Origin of the sequence: Streptomyces sp. NBC_01381 (assembly GCF_026340305.1) — a bacterium.
Lineage (GTDB): Bacteria > Actinomycetota > Actinomycetes > Streptomycetales > Streptomycetaceae > Streptomyces.
On the sequence record NZ_JAPEPI010000001.1, the window covers coordinates 4,259,016 to 4,277,331 of the forward strand.

At 71.7% G+C, this 18,316-nt stretch carries 16 protein-coding genes; 4 read left to right on the forward strand and 12 right to left on the reverse strand.

Features of this window, described 5'->3' with window-relative positions:
- Position 1: 1 nt before the first annotated feature.
- From scpA to OG453_RS19910, 4 genes are all read right to left on the reverse strand, one after another.
- Positions 2 to 2,203, reverse strand: coding sequence for a methylmalonyl-CoA mutase (gene scpA / locus OG453_RS19895; protein ID WP_266869293.1), 2,202 nt, complete (start codon positions 2,201 to 2,203; stop codon positions 2 to 4).
- Positions 2,203 to 4,053 (reverse strand): methylmalonyl-CoA mutase small subunit, encoded by a 1,851-nt coding sequence (gene mutA / locus OG453_RS19900; protein WP_266869294.1) that lies wholly within the window; start codon positions 4,051 to 4,053, stop codon positions 2,203 to 2,205. The genes scpA and mutA overlap by 1 nt, the downstream gene beginning before the upstream one ends.
- A 160-nt stretch (positions 4,054 to 4,213) precedes the next feature.
- Positions 4,214 to 4,816, reverse strand: coding sequence for a hypothetical protein (locus OG453_RS19905; protein WP_266869295.1), 603 nt, complete (start codon positions 4,814 to 4,816; stop codon positions 4,214 to 4,216).
- A gap of 158 nt (positions 4,817 to 4,974) precedes the next feature.
- Positions 4,975 to 5,799: an SDR family NAD(P)-dependent oxidoreductase gene (locus OG453_RS19910; RefSeq protein ID WP_266869296.1), complete on the reverse strand. Its 825-nt coding sequence runs from the start codon at positions 5,797 to 5,799 to the stop codon at positions 4,975 to 4,977.
- 390 nt (positions 5,800 to 6,189) lie between these two features.
- Here OG453_RS19910 and OG453_RS19915 point away from each other — a divergent pair, with 390 nt between their 5' ends.
- Positions 6,190 to 6,810, forward strand: a complete 621-nt coding sequence (locus OG453_RS19915; protein ID WP_266869297.1) for a dihydrofolate reductase family protein — start codon at positions 6,190 to 6,192, stop codon at positions 6,808 to 6,810.
- Here the strand turns inward: OG453_RS19915 and OG453_RS19920 are convergent.
- The 4 genes from OG453_RS19920 to kdpB all read right to left on the reverse strand — a co-directional run bounded on the left by OG453_RS19920 (position 6,792) and on the right by kdpB (position 11,270).
- On the reverse strand, positions 6,792 to 7,211 hold the full coding sequence (locus tag OG453_RS19920; RefSeq protein WP_266869298.1) for a VOC family protein: 420 nt from the start codon (positions 7,209 to 7,211) through the stop codon (positions 6,792 to 6,794). The genes OG453_RS19915 and OG453_RS19920 overlap by 19 nt on opposite strands.
- Positions 7,212 to 7,242: 31 nt before the next feature.
- Complete coding sequence (locus OG453_RS19925; RefSeq protein WP_266869300.1) at positions 7,243 to 8,109, reverse strand: N-acetyltransferase; 867 nt, start codon at positions 8,107 to 8,109, stop codon at positions 7,243 to 7,245.
- 17 nt (positions 8,110 to 8,126) lie between these two features.
- Positions 8,127 to 9,032: a DMT family transporter gene (locus OG453_RS19930; protein WP_266869941.1), complete on the reverse strand. Its 906-nt coding sequence runs from the start codon at positions 9,030 to 9,032 to the stop codon at positions 8,127 to 8,129.
- A 69-nt stretch (positions 9,033 to 9,101) separates the two neighbouring features.
- On the reverse strand, positions 9,102 to 11,270 hold the full coding sequence (gene kdpB, locus OG453_RS19935) for a potassium-transporting ATPase subunit KdpB (protein ID WP_266869301.1): 2,169 nt from the start codon (positions 11,268 to 11,270) through the stop codon (positions 9,102 to 9,104).
- A gap of 341 nt (positions 11,271 to 11,611) precedes the next feature.
- On the opposite strand from kdpB, the gene OG453_RS19940 reads away from it, so the two are divergent.
- Both OG453_RS19940 and lysA read left to right on the forward strand, forming a co-directional pair.
- Positions 11,612 to 12,016 carry an SAV_915 family protein gene (locus OG453_RS19940; RefSeq protein WP_266869302.1) on the forward strand — a complete coding sequence of 135 codons (405 nt, stop codon included), beginning with the start codon at positions 11,612 to 11,614 and terminating at the stop codon, positions 12,014 to 12,016.
- Between the two features lie 25 nt (positions 12,017 to 12,041).
- A complete protein-coding gene (gene lysA, locus OG453_RS19945) occupies positions 12,042 to 13,382 on the forward strand; it encodes a diaminopimelate decarboxylase (RefSeq protein ID WP_266869303.1) in 1,341 nt (446 codons plus the stop codon).
- A 15-nt stretch (positions 13,383 to 13,397) separates the two neighbouring features.
- Here the strand turns inward: lysA and OG453_RS19950 are convergent, their stop codons facing one another.
- Together OG453_RS19950 and OG453_RS19955 are read right to left on the reverse strand one after the other, a co-directional pair.
- Positions 13,398 to 14,033 (reverse strand): response regulator transcription factor, encoded by a 636-nt coding sequence (locus tag OG453_RS19950; protein WP_266869942.1) that lies wholly within the window; start codon positions 14,031 to 14,033, stop codon positions 13,398 to 13,400.
- Positions 14,033 to 15,169: a sensor histidine kinase gene (locus OG453_RS19955; RefSeq protein WP_266869304.1), complete on the reverse strand. Its 1,137-nt coding sequence runs from the start codon at positions 15,167 to 15,169 to the stop codon at positions 14,033 to 14,035. Before OG453_RS19955 ends, OG453_RS19950 begins: the two co-directional genes overlap by 1 nt.
- A 246-nt stretch (positions 15,170 to 15,415) precedes the next feature.
- Here OG453_RS19955 and OG453_RS19960 point away from each other — a divergent pair, with 246 nt between their 5' ends.
- Positions 15,416 to 16,018, forward strand: coding sequence for a DedA family protein (locus OG453_RS19960; RefSeq protein ID WP_266869943.1), 603 nt, complete (start codon positions 15,416 to 15,418; stop codon positions 16,016 to 16,018).
- Between the two features lie 4 nt (positions 16,019 to 16,022).
- On the opposite strand, the gene purB is transcribed toward OG453_RS19960, so the two are convergent.
- Positions 16,023 to 17,462 carry an adenylosuccinate lyase gene (gene purB, locus OG453_RS19965; protein ID WP_266869305.1) on the reverse strand — a complete coding sequence of 480 codons (1,440 nt, stop codon included), beginning with the start codon at positions 17,460 to 17,462 and terminating at the stop codon, positions 16,023 to 16,025.
- 59 nt (positions 17,463 to 17,521) lie between these two features.
- Positions 17,522 to 18,301 carry an SGNH/GDSL hydrolase family protein gene (locus OG453_RS19970; protein ID WP_266869306.1) on the reverse strand — a complete coding sequence of 260 codons (780 nt, stop codon included), beginning with the start codon at positions 18,299 to 18,301 and terminating at the stop codon, positions 17,522 to 17,524.
- Positions 18,302 to 18,316: the final 15 nt, after the last annotated feature.

Sequence of the window (18,316 nt, forward strand, 5' to 3'; positions counted from 1 at the left end):
CTCACAGCTCGTGGCCGAGATCGGCCGCAAGTCGTTTCACCAGGTCGTACGCCGCATCCGGGATCACCGTGCCGGGCGGGAAGACGGCCGCCGCGCCCATTTCGAGGAGCGTCGGCACATCTTGCGGCGGGATCACGCCGCCCACGACGATCATGATGTCCTCGCGGCCCTCGGCGGCGAGCTCGGTGCGCAGCGCCGGTACGAGGGTCAGGTGCCCCGCCGCCAGTGAGGAGACGCCGACGATGTGCACGTCCGCCTCCACGGCCTGGCGCGCGACCTCGGCCGGGGTCTGGAAGAGCGGGCCGACATCCACGTCGAAGCCGAGGTCGGCGAAGGCGGTGGCGATGACCTTCTGGCCGCGGTCATGGCCGTCCTGGCCCATCTTGGCGACCAGGATGCGCGGCCGGCGCCCCTCGGCCTCTTCGAAGGACTCGACGAGCGTACGGGTGCGCTCCACGGACGGGGACGAGCCTGCTTCGGTGCGGTACACACCGGAGATCGTACGGATCTGGCCCGCGTGGCGGCCATACGTGGCCTCCAGGGCGTCCGAGATCTCGCCGACGGTCGCCTTGGCGCGGGCCGCGTCGACCGCCAGTGCGAGGAGGTTGCCCTCCAGGCCCGGACCGGGGGCCCGCTCGGCCGCCGCCGTCAGTGCCCGCAGCGCGTCCTGGCAGGCCGCCTCGTCGCGCTCCTCGCGCAGCCGCTTCAACTTGGCGATCTGCTGGCTGCGTACGGACGAGTTGTCGACCTTCAGGACGTCGATCTGCTCGTCCGTCTCCACGCGGTACTTGTTGACGCCGATGACCGGCTGGCGTCCGGAGTCGATCCGCGCCTGGGTGCGGGCCGCGGCCTCCTCGACGCGCAGCTTCGGGATGCCCGCGTCGATGGCCTTGGCCATGCCGCCGGCCGCCTCGACCTCCTCGATGTGCTGCCAGGCGCGGCGCGCCAGGTCGTGCGTGAGCTTCTCGACGTAGGCGCTGCCGCCCCACGGGTCGATGGTCCGCGTCGTGCCCGACTCCTGCTGGATGAGCAGCTGGGTGTTGCGGGCGATGCGTGCGGAGAAGTCGGTCGGCAGGGCGAGCGCCTCGTCCAGGGCGTTCGTGTGCAGCGACTGGGTGTGGCCCTGGGTCGCCGCCATCGCCTCGACGCACGTACGCGTGACGTTGTTGAACACGTCCTGCGCGGTGAGCGACCAGCCGGAGGTCTGCGAATGGGTGCGCAGGGAGAGCGACTTGGCGTTCTTCGGGTCGAACTGCTTGACCAGCTTCGCCCACAGGAGGCGCGCCGCGCGGAGCTTGGCGACCTCCATGAAGAAGTTCATGCCGATCGCCCAGAAGAAGGAGAGCCGCGGCGCGAACGCGTCGACGTCCAGGCCCGCTTCCTGTCCCGCCCGCAGGTACTCCACGCCGTCGGCGAGGGTGTACGCAAGCTCCAAGTCGGCCGTCGCACCCGCCTCTTGGATGTGATAGCCGGAGATCGAGATGGAGTTGTAGCGCGGCATCTTCTGCGAGGTGTACGCGAAGATGTCGGAGATGATCCGCATCGAGGGCTTGGGCGGATAGATGTAGGTGTTGCGGACCATGAACTCTTTGAGAATGTCGTTCTGGATGGTCCCGGCCAGCTTCTCGGGCGGTACGCCCTGTTCCTCGGCGGCCACGATGTAGAGGGCGAGTACGGGAAGCACCGCGCCGTTCATCGTCATCGACACCGTCATCTTGTCCAGCGGGATGCCGTCGAAGAGCTGACGCATGTCGTAGATCGAGTCGATCGCGACGCCCGCCATGCCGACGTCGCCCGTCACGCGCGGGTGGTCGCTGTCATAGCCGCGGTGCGTCGGCAGGTCGAAGGCGACCGAAAGGCCCTTCTGCCCTGCCGCGAGGTTGCGGCGGTAGAAGGCGTTGGACTCCTCGGCCGTGGAGAAGCCCGCGTACTGCCGGATCGTCCAGGGCTGGTTGACGTACATCGTGGGGTAGGGGCCGCGCAGATACGGCGCCACACCCGGATACGTCTGAAGGAAGTCGAGGCCCTCCAGGTCGGCGCCCGTGTACAGCGGCTTGACCGCGATGCCTTCCGGGGTCTCCCACAGGAGGTCGTCGTCGGCCTTGCCCGAGGACTCCTTGACGGCGCTGCGCCACTGGTCCTTGGAGACCTCGGAGGGAGCCTCCGAGGTCAGGTCGACACCGGAGAAGTCGGGGATCCGCATTACGCCACTCCCATGTGGTCGAGGGTGGAGGAGAGCACGGACACGGCGTCACAGCCCGCGAAGACGTACGCGTCGACGGCTTTGTGCTCGGCGGGGCGTCCGGCAAGGAACACCCTTTGCGCGCCTGCCGACTTGAGCGCATCGGCGACCGCTTCGGCCTGCTCCTCGTAGAGCCCGTCGCTGGAACAGAGGCACGCCACCGTCGCGCCGCTGGCCTTGAACGCCTCGGCGGCCGACGTCGCATCCACCGACACCGGGTCGTGGACGGCTTCGATGCCGCCGGCCTGGAAGAGGTTGGAGGCGAACGAAGCCCGCGCGGTGTGCGCGGCGGCGGGGCCGAGCGCGGCGAGGAACACGCGGGGGCGGGCCCCGGTCGCCGCGAGGTGCGCGTCCGAACGGGCGCGCAGCGCTTCGTACGCCTCGTCGCGGCGCACGCGCGGCAGCCCGCCCGACGGCTCCGCGGGGGAGGCCTCGCGCTCGACCGGACGCTCCGTCAGATTCGGGAACTCGCTGACACCGGTGATCGGTTCACGCCGCGTGGCGAGCTTCTTGCTGCGCTTGGCCCAGGTCGCCGCGAGGCGCTCGCCGACCAGGCCGGAGCGCAGGGCCGCGGCCTGGCCGCCCGCGCCCTCGATCTCCTGGAAGAACTCCCAGGCTGCGTGGGCGAGTTCGTCCGTGAGCCGCTCCACGTACCAGGAGCCGCCCGCCGGGTCGATCACCCGGGCCAGATGCGACTCCTCCAGGAGGATCGTCGACGTGTTGCGGGCGATACGGCGCGCGAAGGCGTCCGGCAGGCCCAGCGAGTGGTCGAACGGCAGGACGGTCACGGCGTCGGCGCCACCGACACCCCCGCCGAGGCAGGCCACCGTCGTCCGCAGCATGTTCACCCACGGATCACGGCGCGACATCATCACCGGCGACGTCACGGCGTGCTGCCGCTGGGCACCGGCCTGCGGAGCACCGCAGACCTCGGCCACCCGCGCCCACAGGCGCCGCGCGGCACGCAGCTTGGCGATGGTCAGGAACTGGTCGGCGGTGGCCGCGTACCGGAACTCCAGCTGGGCGCAGGCCGCTTCGACCGAGAGCCCGGCGTCGGTCAGCTCGCGCAGGTAGGCCACGCCCGTGGCCAGGGAGGCGCCGAGCTCCTGCGCGGCCGAGCCGCCCGCCTCGTGGTACGGCAGGGCGTCCACGGCCAGCGCCCGCAGGTTCGGGTACCGCTGCCCGCAGACGCGGGCCAGTTCGACGGCGGCCGCGGCGTCGAGCCGCTCACCGGTGCGCGCCTCGTGCCCGAGCGGGTCCGCGCCCAGGGTGCCGTGCGCCGTGTCCTCGGCGATGCCGCGCTCCTCGTACAGACGGAACAACTCACGTGCGGCGGGCTCGAATTCGGCGCCCGCGTCCAGGGCGACGGGGGCCAGGTCGAGAAAGACGCCGTCGAGCGCCCGGGCGAGTCCGGACACCGCAAGCGCGCCTGCACCCACGCCGAGCCAGAGCGACGTGACGCCGTTCTCCAGGTCCGCGAGCACCGTCTCGTTGGAGCGCGCCGGGTCCGTGGTCGCGTGCCGCTGGCGTACGTCCCAGCCGGACGCGGCAGTGCCCGCGGCTCCACCGCCCCGGACAAAGGGGGCGAAACCCGGGTAGCCGGCGTCGGGCGCGGCTTCTCGGGCGGTGTACAAGGGGCGGGTGCTGAGCCCGTCCTCGAGCGCGGTGGACAGCGCTTCCTCGGCGGCCGATCCCGATACGTCCTTACCCGATTTGCGCAGTACGCCTTCCACCAGGCGCTGCCACTGCTCATGGGTCGCATCAGGGAACTCGGCGGCCAGCGAAAGCCCGTCGTCAGGCAGGACCGTCATGGGCATGATGCTAGGGCGGAATCCCTGGCACTCGGTGCCGGGTAGGGCTGTGACCTTGACCTCTTCCGAACTCTCTTGATCTCAAACGAGCGGACGGCTACGGCGGAGGGCGCCTCTGACCGGCGCATACGCGTCCCGCGGCGCCCCTCGCGCCCCTCGGCTAGTCGAGCCCGGACGCCCTGAAAACTGCTTCGGCTCTGTCATGTTCGACGCGCTCCGCGATCCGGCGCAGCGCCGTCGCCCCGCACAGCAGCGATCCACGCTCGGTGGACGTCCGGGCGCCGTCCTCCACGAGACGCCACAGCGGCGGATTGGCGATCAGTACGTCGGGGTCGAGCACGACCTGACCGCCGGAGGCGTCCCGCAGGACGAGGCGCGGCGCGATGCCGTCGTCGCGGCGCACGGCGACGAGGCCGTCGAGCCGGACGGACCGCCGCCGGAGCAGGCCGCGGGAGACCAGGACCTCCGGGCGGGCCCTGACGCGCGGCGGTGTCAGGACGGCGAAGAGCAGCGCGGCCAGGCCGAGCCACAGGAGCGCGCCCCGGACGTCGAGCCGGCCGGTCGCCGCGTCGAGCACCAGGAGCAGCCCGAAGAGCAGCGCGCCGCATCCCGCGGCGGAGCGGGCGTCACCGGCCCAGGTGCGGTCGTGCGTCCACGGGGTGTGCGTCCACGGGGCGTGCGTGCGCGGGTCGTGCTCCGTGAGGCGGGGAGCCGTGGGGCCACCGGGGGTGCGCCGTGCGGGGCGCGTCATGCGTCGGGCCATGAGGCGACGCTAGGGGCGTCACAGGACCAGGTGCTCCGCCGCGCCCGACCCTTGACGCGCCACTGACGGCGCACCCGGCCATGTTGACGACCGCCTGACGGCGGGGCTGCCGGTGACGTGGTGGACGTACTCGCGCTGGGGCCCTTCAGTCGGCGTCTTCAAGCGGTGGCGGTGTGGCCGACCAGCAGGTCCGCGAGTTTGCTGAGGCGCTTGACGGTGCGGTCCTCCGTGGCGGCCGCGGCCGGCTCGACCCGCTCTTCACGGTCGTAGTACGCGCCGTTGACGATCTCCGTCGCCGGGTCGCACAGCCGCACCACATGCGCCGCGCCCTGCGCCGGGGACACGCCCTCGTTGGCGTACAACGACATCAGCGCTGTCTCGCACACGCCGGGGTGCACCGAGACCGCCGTGACGCGCGGGTCCGAAGCGAAGACCGTGAGCGCAAGCTGCGACTGGGCGTACGCGGCGAGGCGCGAGTAACGGCGGGCGCGGTTCGGGTCGTTCCACTGGATGGACGCCGTGCGGTGCAGCGAGGACGATACGTTGACGATGCGGCCGATGCGGCCACCGGGGCCGGTCGTGAGCGCGGGCTCAAGGAGGCCGGTGAGCAGGTAGTGCGCGAGGAAGTTCACCTGGAAGGCGATCTCGTTGCCGTCCGGGGTGATGGTGTGCCGCTCCGGGGCTGCCATGCCCGCGTTGTTCACCAGCACGTCCAGCCGCGGGTGTTCGGCCACGACGCGGTGCGCCAGGCGCTCGACCTCGTCGAGGCGGGTGAAGTCGGCGGCGAACGCGCGGAGCCGGTCGGCGTCGATGCCGGCGGTGGCGACGAGGCGGTCGGCCGCCGCCTGCGCGTCATCGGCGGTGCGGCCGTGCACCAGCACGGTGGCGCCGCGTTCGGCGAGGAGCCGAGCGGTCTCGTGGCCGATCCCGGAGGTGGCTCCGGTGATCAGGACGGTCCGTCCGGACAGGGGTGCAGAAGGCATGGTCTTGTTCCTGGGGTTCGTGATGGTTCGTGAGGACTCGAGAGTGGGCGCGCACGCCAGGCGGCCCCCGGTGGGGGCTGTGCGTGTGCGGAGGCGCGGGCAACGCGCAGGCCGCGTATGGCCGTTGGGAGAGGTGCGGTGTCAGCGCACCGTCGGGTGAACAGCGCGCGGAACCGGCACCGCCGTATGAGGCGGCCGGTCGTCACGGCGCGAGAAGCTGTTCACGTCCCTCATCCAACCGGCGGGCCGCCCGCGCCTCAAGAGGACGGCGTGGTCCTTGATGAGGCTCTGACGGGCGCTCGCGTTCCTCTTCGCGGATGCTTGAGGGAAGCCTTGACGGGAAGCTCACCGCGACGGTGACGGAGGCTGCTCCGAGGAGGAGAGAGAGCGATGACCGAACGCAGGGGCAGGGTGATCTGCGACCTCACGATCTCCGCCGACGGGTACTCGGCCGGGCTCGACCAGACCGAGGAACGCCCGTTCGGCGCCGATGGCGGCGACGGCTGGGGCGACAAGCTGCACGCCTGGATGTTCGAGACGGCGGAGGAGAACCGGGCCGAGGTCGACCAGCTGGGCGCGGCCAAGGCGTTCATCATGGGCCGCAACATGTTCGGCCCCGTGCGCGGCGCGTGGGACCGGAAGTGGGACGGCTGGTGGGGCGACGATCCGCCGTTCCACGCCCCGGTCTTCGTCCTCACCCACCACGCGCGCGAGCCGCAGCCGATGGACGGCGGCACGACGTACCACTTCGTCATCGACGGAATCGAGTCGGCACTGGCCCAGGCGCGGGCGGTGGCCGGGGACGGCGAGATCACGGTCGCGGGCGGCGCGACCACCGTCAACCAGTACCTCGCCGCCGGCCTGATCGACGAGCTGCGGCTGCACATCGTGCCGCTCACGCTCGGCGCCGGTACGCGGCTGTTCGAGGGCGTCCCGCCGCTGAAACTCGAACAGGTGACGTCGCGGGCAGCGAGCCTGGTCACGCACGTGACCTACCGCGTGCTGTCCTGAGCCGGAAGGGCGTGCGGTCGGACGGGGTTGATCCGGCGGCGCAGGAGGCAGGATTCATTGCCTTCCGGATCGGCAAGGACGTGCCAGCTCTCGGTGCCGGTCTGGCCGACGTCTGCGGGCCTTGCGCCGAGCGCGAGCAGCCGCTCCAGCTCGGCGTCCTGATCGCGGTCGGTGGCGTTGACGTCGATGTGCAGGGGGAGCTTGCCGGCCCGCGGGTCGCTGCTGGGACTGAGGACGAGCGTGGGCTGCGGGCCGCCGAAGCCGACGTCGGGCGGCCCGATCTCGATGCTTCCGTCGCCCTCGCGGCCGAGTTCCACGTAGCCGAGCACCTCGCTCCAGAATGCGGCGAGGTGCTCGGGGTCGGCGCAGTCGAGGATCAGTTCACTGATGCGGCATGCCATGCCGGGAGTGTACGTATACGTCCCGTCGTGGCTAGGCGCCCCGGAACCGGTCCCGGAACACCGGGAGCCGCTGGAAACCGGCCGACTCATAGGTGGCGACGGCGCCGGAGTTGCGGCTCGGGGTGGCGACGAGCGCGCTCGACGAGCCCAGCTCCTGGAGTGCGGCCGCCGCGGCGACGGTGATCGCCTTGCCGTGACCGTGACCGCGATGTTCCGCGTGCACGCCCATCGGCTCCAGCACCCCGGGCCTGCCCGTACCGGCCGACCAGACCGTCACCGTCGCCACTGCGGCGCCCTGCTCGTCGTACGTGACCAGACACCGGGCGTCGGCGTACGGCAATCCGGCCGCCATCGCCCGCCAGCGCTCCTCGGTGAACGTAGACCCGCGGAACGCCGCCCGCTGCACGGCGGCCCTCACATGTGCCTGCTCCGGCCCGATCACCTCGATCCGCACGCCGGGGTCGCTCACCGGCTCCGTGAGGTCGCGGCGCAGCGGCGTCCACGGCTCGTCGGTGCCCCAGCCGTGGTCGGACAGCAGATCGTGGACCAGCGCGCCCGCCGGCGCGTCGACTGCCACCTTCCCCTCTCCCAGCACGCCGCGCTCCGGCCCGGTCACGTCCTCGACCAGCCGCCGCGCCAGCTCCTCGTCGCGCAGCGCGTCCGGCGCGATCGCCAGCCGCAGCAGCTCGGGCTCGTCGAGGAGACCGGCGGCGAGGATCCGTCCGCCCCGGCTCCATGTCCGGACCGCCGCGGCCGTAGCCTGCGCACCGAACCGCCAGAACCAGCCCAGGTCCCCCGGATGCAGCTGCATCGGCGCCCCGTCGCACTGCCACTCCCGCAGCACGCCCACCACCTCGCCAAGACCGTCAACGCCCGGCGTACCCAACATCATTGGCATGATTGGCATATCCCCGATCACCTGTCCGGGCGGGTGCCACGTGCGGCACCCGCCGATGCGGCCACCACGCACAGCACCGCGATCCACTGCGACCAGAGCAGCGACTCCTGGAGCACGACGAGGCCGATGAGGGCCGCCATCGCCGGTTCCAGGCTCATCAGGATGCCGAACACACGCGGTGGAATCTTGCGCAGCGCTTCCAGGTCCAGCGAGTACGGGATCACCGACGACAGCAGCGCCACGCCGAGCCCCGCGACCAGGACCCACGGCTGCATCAGCGCCGTTCCGCTCTCGGCCACGCCGAAGGGCACCGCCACCAGTGCCGCGACGGCCATGCCGAGCGCCAGACCGTTGCCTTCCGTGGTGTGGCGGCCCAGTGCCGCGCCGACCAGGATGTACAGGCCCCAGCACACTCCCGCGGCGAGGGCGAACAGCAGGCCCACGACGTCGAGTTCGCCGCCGCTGCCCTCCATCAGCAGGACCACACCGCCTGCCGCGAGCACCGCCCAGCACGCGTCGAGCCAGCGCCTCGACCCGGCAAGGGCCACCGCAAGCGGTCCGAGGAACTCGACGGTCACCGCGATCCCCAGCGGGATCCGGGCCAGCGCCAGGTAGAAGCACAGGTTCATCGCGCCGAGCGTCACGCCGTAGCCGAGCACGACGGTCCACGCGCGACGTGTCATGCGCAGCGAGGGCCGCCACAACAGCAGCAGTACCGCCGCCGCGAAGAGCAGCCGCAACGCGACCGTCCCGAAGCTGCCGACGGCGCTGAACAGATGCTTGGCCAACGCCGCGCCCACCTGAACGCTGACAATGCCGAGCAGCACCAGGGCAGTTGGCGGGATCGCGCCGAACGCACGGCCGGCAAGCGCGGTCGGGGAGGATCGGGGCGACGGGCCGCGTTCGGCCCCGTCGACGCTCATGGTGGCCACGCGTGGAGTCTCGACGATCGGGCGCCGCGCGTCACATGATTTTTGAGGTCGTCGTTGTGGTCAGCCGAGCCCCGGGACCGTGGAGATCACCAGGTCGATCAGCTTGATGCCGACGAAGGGCAGGACCAGACCTCCGAGGCCGTACAGGGCGAGGTTGCGGCGCAGCAGATCGTGCGCCGACGCGGGCCGGTAGCGCACGCCGCGCAGCGCCAGCGGGATCAGCGCCACGATGATCAGCGCGTTGAAGATGATCGCCGAGGTGATCGCCGACGTGGGGCTGTGCAGGCCCATGATGTTCAGCGCCTCCAGGCCGGGATACGCGCCGGTGAACATCGCCGGGATGATCGCGAAGTACTTCGCCACGTCGTTCGTGATCGAGAACGTCGTCAACGCACCCCGGGTGATGAGGAGTTGCTTGCCGATCTCGACGATCTCGATGAGCTTGGTGGGGTTGGAGTCCAGGTCCACCATGTTCCCGGCCTCCTTGGCGGCCGAGGTCCCGGTGTTCATCGCCACGCCCACATCGGCCTGCGCGAGCGCGGGCGCGTCGTTGGTGCCGTCGCCGGTCACCGCCACCAGCTTCCCGCCCTCCTGCTCCCGCCTGATCAGGCCGAGCTTCTCCTCGGGCGTGGCCTCCGCGAGATAGTCGTCGACGCCCGCTTCGGCGGCGATCGCCCGCGCGGTCAGCGGATTGTCACCGGTGATCATGATCGTGCGGATGCCCATCCGGCGCAGCTCGTCGAACCGCTCCCTGATCCCGTCCTTGACGACGTCCTTGAGATGGATCAGACCCAGGACGCGCGGACCGTCCCAGTCGTGCACCGCGACGAGCAGCGGAGTGCCGCCGGACGCCGCGACCGAATCGCTGAACAGCCGTGCCTCGGGCGGCACTTGGCCGCCGCGCAGCTCCACCCAGGTGATCACCTGCGCCGCGGCGCCCTTGCGGATGACGCAGGCCGCGCCGTTGTCCCAGCGCAGATCGACGCCGCTCATCCGGGTCTGTGCGCTGAACTGTGCGAACTTGGCGTTGGCCAGCTCTCCTTGGGCGGGCTCGCGCAGGCCGTACCTGTTCTTGGCGAGTACGACGACGGAGCGGCCCTCGGGTGTCTCGTCGGCGAGCGAGGAGAGCTGCGCCGCGTCCGCGAGCCGCAGTTCGTCGATGCCGGGCAGCGGCACGAAGGCTGCCGCCTCGCGGTTGCCGAGGGTGATGGTGCCGGTCTTGTCGAGGAGCAGTGTGTTCACGTCGCCCGCCGCCTCGACCGCGCGGCCGGACATCGCGAGGACGTTGCGCTGCACGAGCCGGTCCATGCCCGCGATGCCGATCGCCGAGAGCAGCGCCCCGATGGTCGTCGGGATGAGCGTGACGAGGAGGGCGACGAGCACGGTCGTGGACTGTGCCGCGTTCGCGTACGAGGCCATCGGCTGGAGGGCGACGACGACCAGGACGAAGACGATGGTGAGCGCGGAGAGCAGGATGTTCAGCGCTATCTCGTTCGGGGTCTTCTGCCGTGACGCGCCCTCGACGAGCGCGATCATCCTGTCGAGGAAGGAGTCGCCGGCGCGCGAGGTCACGCGCACCACCAGGCGGTCGGAGAGCACCGTCGTACCGCCCGTGACGCCGCTGCGGTCGCCGCCCGACTCGCGGATGACGGGCGCGGACTCGCCGGTGACGGCGGACTCGTCGACCGCCGCGACACCCTCGACGACATCGCCGTCGGCCGGGATCAGCTCACCGGCCCCGACCAGCACGAAGTCGAAGGGCTGCAGCTCGGTGGCGGCCACCGCCTCGGTCCGCGCGAGCTCAAGGTCCACGCCCACCCGCCAGTTGTCGCGAAGCCGCAGCGCCACCGTGTCCGTACGCGCCTTGCGCAGCGCGCGGGCCTGCGCCTTGCCGCGGCCCTCGGCGACCGCCTCCGCGAGGTTCGCGAAGATCACCGTCAGCCACAGCCAGGCGCTGATCACCCAGGCGAACACGGACGGATCGAGCAGCGCGGAGAGCGTGGTGAGCACCGAACCGCAGCCGACGACGAACAGCACCGGCTTCTTGGCCAGCGCCCGCGGGTGCAGCTTGTGCACCGCGTCGGGAAACGACTTCATCACCTGTACGGGATCGACGAGCGCCCCCGACCGGATGCGCCGCCCACCGTCCGTCCGCCGGTTCCTCGAACCACCCCCGGACGGCGGCTTCGTGGGCGGAGTCGGAGCCTGCTGCGGGGCGGTGTGAAGCATCGGGGGAGAGACCTTCTGGTGGGGGACAGGCCGCCGCGCGCGGCGGGGGACTGGGTGCGGACAGGAAACGTAGCCTCCGTGACGCCCCCGAACTGCCTGCGCAGGCGCGTATTTACGGGCCTCTGACAGGGCGCTCACGGTCCCCGTCAAGCCCGCGTCAAGAAGGCCGACGGGCGCGTCAGCGTCGTGTCAGCGCGGGCCCGGTCGCCGTCAACGTCGCGTCATGGAGGGGGAGATGGCACCCCGTGCCGGGCATAACGTCGGAGCGGGCCCGCGGGTTCACCGCCTGCGGGGCACCGTTCACCGAACGGGAACCCGAAGATCCTCAAGGAGGCACCCCCATGGCAGAGCTGCAGTGCGGCGAGGACCCCGAGCCTTGTGAACCGGGCCCGGCCGGACCGCTGTTCGTCCCCGTCCGGCCGGGACCCGCGGGCTGTGTGGCCCGCCTGTTCCGCACCCCCGTCGGCGGCCGCACCGCCGTCGCCTTCACCACCCGGCGGCGGCTGACCGCGGCCCTCGGCTCCCGGCAGGCCTGGATCAGGCTCTCCGAGCCTGCGCTGCGTGCGCTCACCGAGCCGCTCGGCGTCCCCCACGTCACCGTCGACCCGCGGCTCGCCGCGCACCCGGTCGCCCCGCCCCGGCGGCGCACGCCCGTCTGGCGCGACTGGGACCCGCAGGCCGTCGGCGCGCTGCGGGTCACCGGGGCCGCCGCCGTGGTCGGCGCCCTGACCCCCTGGATCGGCTGAGGACGAGGCGAGGAGAGAACCTGCCATGACCACGCTGCACGCTCCGCTCACCCCGGACGCCACCGCCGACGACGACCTGTCCGTCTGGCCCGCATCCACCGCGCGCCTCGCCCACGGCGACCTCGCCGTCGGCGGCGTACCCCTCACCGAGATCGCCGAACGCTTCGGCACCCCGGCGTACCTCCTCGACGAGGCCGACGTACGCACCCGCTGCCGCACCTATCTGCACGCCTTCCCCGAAGCCGAAGTGCACTACGCCGCCAAGGCGTTCCTGTGCCGCGCGATGGCGCACTGGGTGGCGGAGGAGGGGCTCGGCCTCGATGTCTGCTCGGCCGGTGAGCTGGAGCTGGCCGTCACCACGGGCTTCCCCGCCGAGCGGATCGTGCTGCACGGCAACGCCAAGAGCCCGCACGACCTGGCGGCGGCGCTGCGGCTCGGCGTAGGGCGCATCGTCATCGACAGCGCATCGGAGATCGCCCGCCTCGCGGCGGCGATCCCGCCGGGCAGCCGGCAGAAGGTGCTTGTCCGGGTGGTGCCGGGCATCGCGGCCGGCGGCCACGCCAAGATCCGCACCGGGACCGACGACCAGAAGTTCGGCCTGTCGATCACCGACGGCTCGGCGCAGCACGCCATCGCCCGCATCATCGGCCAACCAGGCCTCGAACTGACCGGCCTGCACTGCCACTTGGGCTCGCAGATCACCACCGAGAAGCCGTTCCTCGCGGCCGTACGCCGACTCGTCGGCCTGATGGCCCGCGTCAAGGACCAGCACGGCGTCACCCTCCCTGAACTGGACCTCGGCGGCGGCCACGGCATCGCCTACCGCCCCGGCGAACCGGCCCTCGACATCACCGCCCTCGCCCGCAAGGTGCGCGCCGAGCTGATCGAGAGCTGCGCGGCGGCCGGGCTCACGGTGCCCCGGCTGCTGATCGAACCGGGGCGCGCCATCGCGGGCCCCGCCGGGGTGGCCCTCTACCGCGTCCTCGCGGTCAAGCGCACCGGCGGCCGCACCTTCGTCGCGGTGGACGGCGGGATGAGCGACAACCCACGGCCCGCGCTGTACGGCGTGCGGTACGTGCCGCGGCTGATCGGCAGGCACTCCCTGGTCGCACCCGCGCCGGTGACCGTCGTGGGACGGCACTGCGAGGCCGGTGACGTGCTCGCGTCCGACGTCGAACTCCCCGGCGACATCAGGCCGGGCGACCTCCTCGGCGTGCCGGTGGCCGGCGCCTACCACCTCTCCATGGCCTCCGGCTACAACCTGGTCGGCCGCCCGCCCGTGGTGGCGGTGGCCGACGGGCGCGCGCGGCTCCTGGTGCGGCGCGAGTCCCTGGAGGACTTCCGCAGCAGGGACGTAGGTCTGTAGTGAGTACCCCCGGCTTCAGGAACCGAGGTAGCGCAGGACGGCGAGGACTCGGCGGCTGTAACCCGTCGTGCCCGTCAGCTCCAGCTTGTCGAAGATCGCGTTGATGTACTTCTCGACGGCACTCTGCGAGACGTACAACTGACCGGCGATCGCCGCGTTCGTGTGGCCCTGCGCCATCTTGCCGAGCACCTCGCGCTCGCGCGGGGTCAGCCGCTGCAGCGGGTCGGTGTGACTGCTGAGGGCCAGCAACTGCCGTACGACCTCAGGGTCGAAGGCGGTCTGGCCCGAGCCGACCCGCTCCAGGGCGTCCAGGAACTCGTCGACCTGGACGACCCGGTCCTTCAGCAGATAGCCGACGCCTTCGGTGGCGGTGGTCAACAGCTCGGTGGCGTAACGGCGTTCGACGTACTGGGACAGCACGAGCACACTCGTACCCGGCCAGCCGTTCCGGATCTCAAGGGCGGCACGCAGCCCCTCGTCGGTGTGCGTGGGCGGCATGCGTACGTCGATGACGGCGGCGTCCGGCGGATCCTCGGCCACCGCGGCGAGCAGCGCCCGCGCATCGCCGACCGAGGCCGTGACCGTATGGCCCTCGTCCGCGAGGAGCCGGGCCAGGCCCTCCCGCAGCAGGGTCGAGTCGTCGGCGAGCATTACGCGCATGGGAGCTCCGCGGTGATGAGCGTGGGACCCCCGGCGGGGCTCTCCACGGTGAGGGTGCCGTCGAGCGCGGCGACGCGCCGGGCCAGGCCGAGCAGCCCGCTGCCGGCCGGGTCGGCGCCGCCCCGGCCGTTGTCCTCGACGCGCAGGCACAGCACGTCACTTCGCTGCTCGGCGTGGACGGTGACGAGAGCGGCGCCGGAATGCTTGACCGCGTTGGTGACGGCCTCGGCGGCGACGAAGTACACCACGGCCTGCGCGGTCGGGGGAGGCGTCTGACGCAGGGCGCAGTCGAGCCGCACGGGAATCGCGGCGCGCTCGGCCACCGTCTCCAGGGCGGCGGCGAGTCCACCCTCGTCAAGGGCCGCCGGGTAGACCCGCCAGGCGACGTCACGCAGTTCGACCAGGGCCCGGCGGCTCTCCTCGTGCGCCTGGGCGAGCAGCCCGGCCGACTTGTCGGGGTCCTGGGTGCGGCGGGCCCGGCCGAGCAGCATGCCGAGCGCGACGATCCGCTGCTGGACGCCGTCGTGCAGATCGCGTTCGATGCGCCGCCGCTCGTCGTGCACCGCCTCGACCACACCGGCGCGGCTCGCCACCAGCTCGCCGATCCTGCGCTCCATCAACTGCCCGTCATTGGGGCCGAGGAAGCGCCGCGCGTGCCGCTCGTCCGCCAGCGCCACGCCGTACGTGCCCTGCACACAGAGGTACAGCAGGAAGAGGCCGCCGATGGAGGAGAGGAGCAGGGTGCCCGGAGCGCGGATGTCGGCGACGAACCAGCCCCACACCGCCAGTGAGCCGTACCCCGCGCCGAGCAGTGCGAACGCGAGCACGACACCGCCGAGCAGTCCGAGCGCCCACCGCGTCGCCACGTAGTTGACGGCCGGCAGACCGCTCGGCGGCGCGGCGAGTTCGGTGCCGAAGAAGGCGGCCATCCGGCGCCGCTCGAGCTCGGCGATGCGCCGCGCGAGGGCCACGACACGGGCTTCGGCGGCGCGCCCGGTGCGCCGCCCGAGCGTGCTGAGCAGCCACAGTCCTGCTACCAGGGCGAAGGCCAGCTCGACGACCCCGGTGACGGCCCCGGCCAGGACGCCGACCGTCACCCTGAGCCAGCGCTTTATGTGCGTACGCATGATCGGTCACGCTAGCCGAGCGGGGGCGCGGCGCGGACTGCGGAAAACCACACGGTTCGGCTGCGGTCCACCGCAGGGAGGATCTGCGGCCGCCCGCATACCGCCGCGCACCAGGGGTTTCGTAGCTTCAAGGGCATGATCCTCGATTCCGCGTACGAAGACTCCGTGTACGCAGCGACGTACCGAACGACCATTGCCGCGAACGAGGCGCCCACCGGCGGTGTCGCGGGCTGGGCCGCCGATCTCATGGACTCCATGGGCGCCGTCGGGGCGGGAGCGGCCATCGCCTTGGAGAACCTGTTCCCGCCGCTGCCGAGCGAGGTGATCCTGCCGCTCGCCGGATTCGCCGCGAGCCAGGGCAGGTTCAGCATCGTCGAGGTGTTGCTCTGGACGACGGCGGGCTCGGTGGTGGGCGCGCTGGCGCTCTACGCGATCGGCGCGCTGCTGGGCCGCGACCGCACGGTGGCGATTGCCGCCCGCCTGCCGCTGGTGAAGGCCTCCGACATCGACCGCACGGAGGCGTGGTTCACGCGACACGGCACCAAGGCGGTCTTCTTCGGCCGGATGATCCCGGTCTTCCGCAGCATGATCTCGGTGCCGGCGGGCGTGGAACGGATGCGGCTGCCCATATTCCTCGCCCTGACGACCGCGGGCAGCCTCATCTGGAACGCCGTCTTCATCCTCGTCGGCCACGCCCTCGGCACCCGCTGGCACCAGGTCACCGACCTGGTCGGCCTGTACTCCAAGGGCGTCCTGGCCGCGGCCGCACTGGCGGTGCTGGCCTTCGTCGTGCTGCGGATGCGCAGGTCGGGCAAGGGCGAGCACCGGTCGGTGCGGCAGCGGCCGTGACGTACTAGAGAATCGCCCCCGGCGTGTAACCGGCAGCCTCAGGACGCTCCTTGACCAGCGCCTCGATCTGCCCCACAACGACGGAGACCTGCTCGCTCGCCGCACCCGTGAAGGACAACTTGTCCGCCATCAGCTCGTCCAGCTGGGCACGGTCCAGCGGAATCCGCTCGTCCGCGGCGAGCTTGTCAAGCAGCTCATTGCGCTCGGCGCCCTGCTCGCGCATGGCGAGCGCGGAGGCGACCGCGTTCTCCTTGATGGCCTCGTGGGCCTCCTCGCGGCCGACGCCCGCGCGCACCGAGGCCATCAGGACCTTGGTGGTGGCGAGGAAGGGGAGGTAGCGGTCCAGCTCGCGCGCCACGACGGCCGGGAAGGCACCGAACTCGTCGAGGACCGTCAGGAAAGTCTCGAGCAGACCATCCAGGGCGAAGAACGCGTCGGGCAGCGCGACCCGGCGTACGACGGAGCAGGAGACGTCGCCCTCGTTCCACTGGTCGCCCGCCAGCTCGCCGGTCATCGACGCGTAGCCGCGCAGGATGACGGTGAGGCCGTTGACGCGCTCGCAGGAGCGGGTGTTCATCTTGTGCGGCATCGCGGACGAGCCGACCTGGCCCGGCTTGAAGCCCTCGGTGACCAGCTCGTGCCCGGCCATGAGCCGGATGGTCTTGGCCAGAGAGGAGGGCCCGGCGGCGAGCTGGACAAGCGCGGTGACGACCTCGTAGTCGAGCGAGCGCGGGTAGACCTGGCCGACCGAGGTGAACGCGCGGTCGAAGCCGAGGTGCCCGGCGATCCGCTGCTCAAGGTCGGTGAGCTTGTCGGCGTCGCCGCCGAGCAGGTCGAGCATGTCCTGGGCGGTGCCGACGGGGCCCTTGATGCCGCGCAGCGGGTAGCGGCGCAGCAGGTCGTCGACGCGGCGGTAGGCGACGAGCAGCTCGTCGGCGGCGGTCGCGAAGCGCTTGCCCAGGGTCGTCGCCTGCGCGGCGACGTTGTGCGAGCGACCGGCCATGACCAGCTCGGCGTACTCACCGGACAGCTTCCCGAGCCGCGCGAGGACGGCGACCGTGCGGTCGCGCACGAGCTCCAGGGAGAGCCGGATCTGCAGCTGCTCCACGTTCTCGGTGAGGTCGCGCGAGGTCATGCCCTTGTGGACCTGCTCGTGCCCGGCGAGCGCGTTGAACTCCTCGATGCGGGCCTTCACGTCATGGCGCGTGACCTTCTCGCGCTCGGCGATCGAGGCGAGGTCGACATCGTCGATGACACGCTCGTAGTCGGCGAGGGCGGCGTCCGGCACCTCGATCCCCAGATCCTGCTGGGCACGCAGCACGGCGAGCCAGAGCTGACGCTCCAGCTTCACCTTCTGCTCGGGCGACCAGAGGGTGGCGAGCTCGGCGGAGGCGTAACGCCCGGCGAGGACGTTCGGGATACGGGGCTTTGCAGGCGCAGTCACGTGTACGGATTCTACTGGCCGTTCGTGCAGGCCAGCGCCACGGCCTGGTTTGTCGGAAGCTACGAGAGCGGCCCGTCGTAGGGCAGCAGGTCGGGGCGCTTGGGTGGCATGCCGTCGCCGGAGGAGCGGCCCGTGAGGCGGCGGGCGATCCAGGGGGCGAGGTGCTGGCGCGCGAAGCGGGCGTCGGCCACGCGGCGGGCGGTCCAGTTCGGCGGTGCGGTGGCGGGCAGGGCCGACTGCCAGTCGTCCTCGGGGGTGTGGCCGAGCGTCTGCCAGACCGCCTCGGCGACCCGCCGGTGGCCCTCGGCCGTCAGGTGCAGCCGGTCCACGTCCCAGAGCCGCTGGTCGCCGAGCGCGGCCGCTCCGTACAGGTCCACGACCACCGCGCCGTGCTTGGCCGCAAGCTCGTCGACGTATGCGAAGAGCTCCTCCATGCGCGGGCGGAAGCGCTCCATCACGGGGCCGTTCCGGCCCGGGCTGCGCATCAGGACGAGCTGTTCGCACGCCGGGGCGAGGCGCTCGACGGCCTGTCCGAGGAGGTCGCGGACCCGGACCATGTCGCACTTGGGCCGCAGGGTGTCGTTGAGCCCGCCCACCAGGGTGATCACATCGGGGCGCATCGCGGCGGCGACGTCCACCTGCTCGTCCACGATCTGCCCGATGAGCTTCCCGCGCACGGCGAGGTTCGCGTAGCGGAAACCGGGTGACGCGGCGGCCATCCGCGCGGCGAGCAGATCCGCCCAGCCGCGGTAGCTGCCGTCGGGCAGCCGGTCCGACATGCCCTCGGTGAAGGAGTCGCCGACCGCGACGAGACTGGTGTATTTGGCATTCATCTGCATGGCAGAGAGATCGTA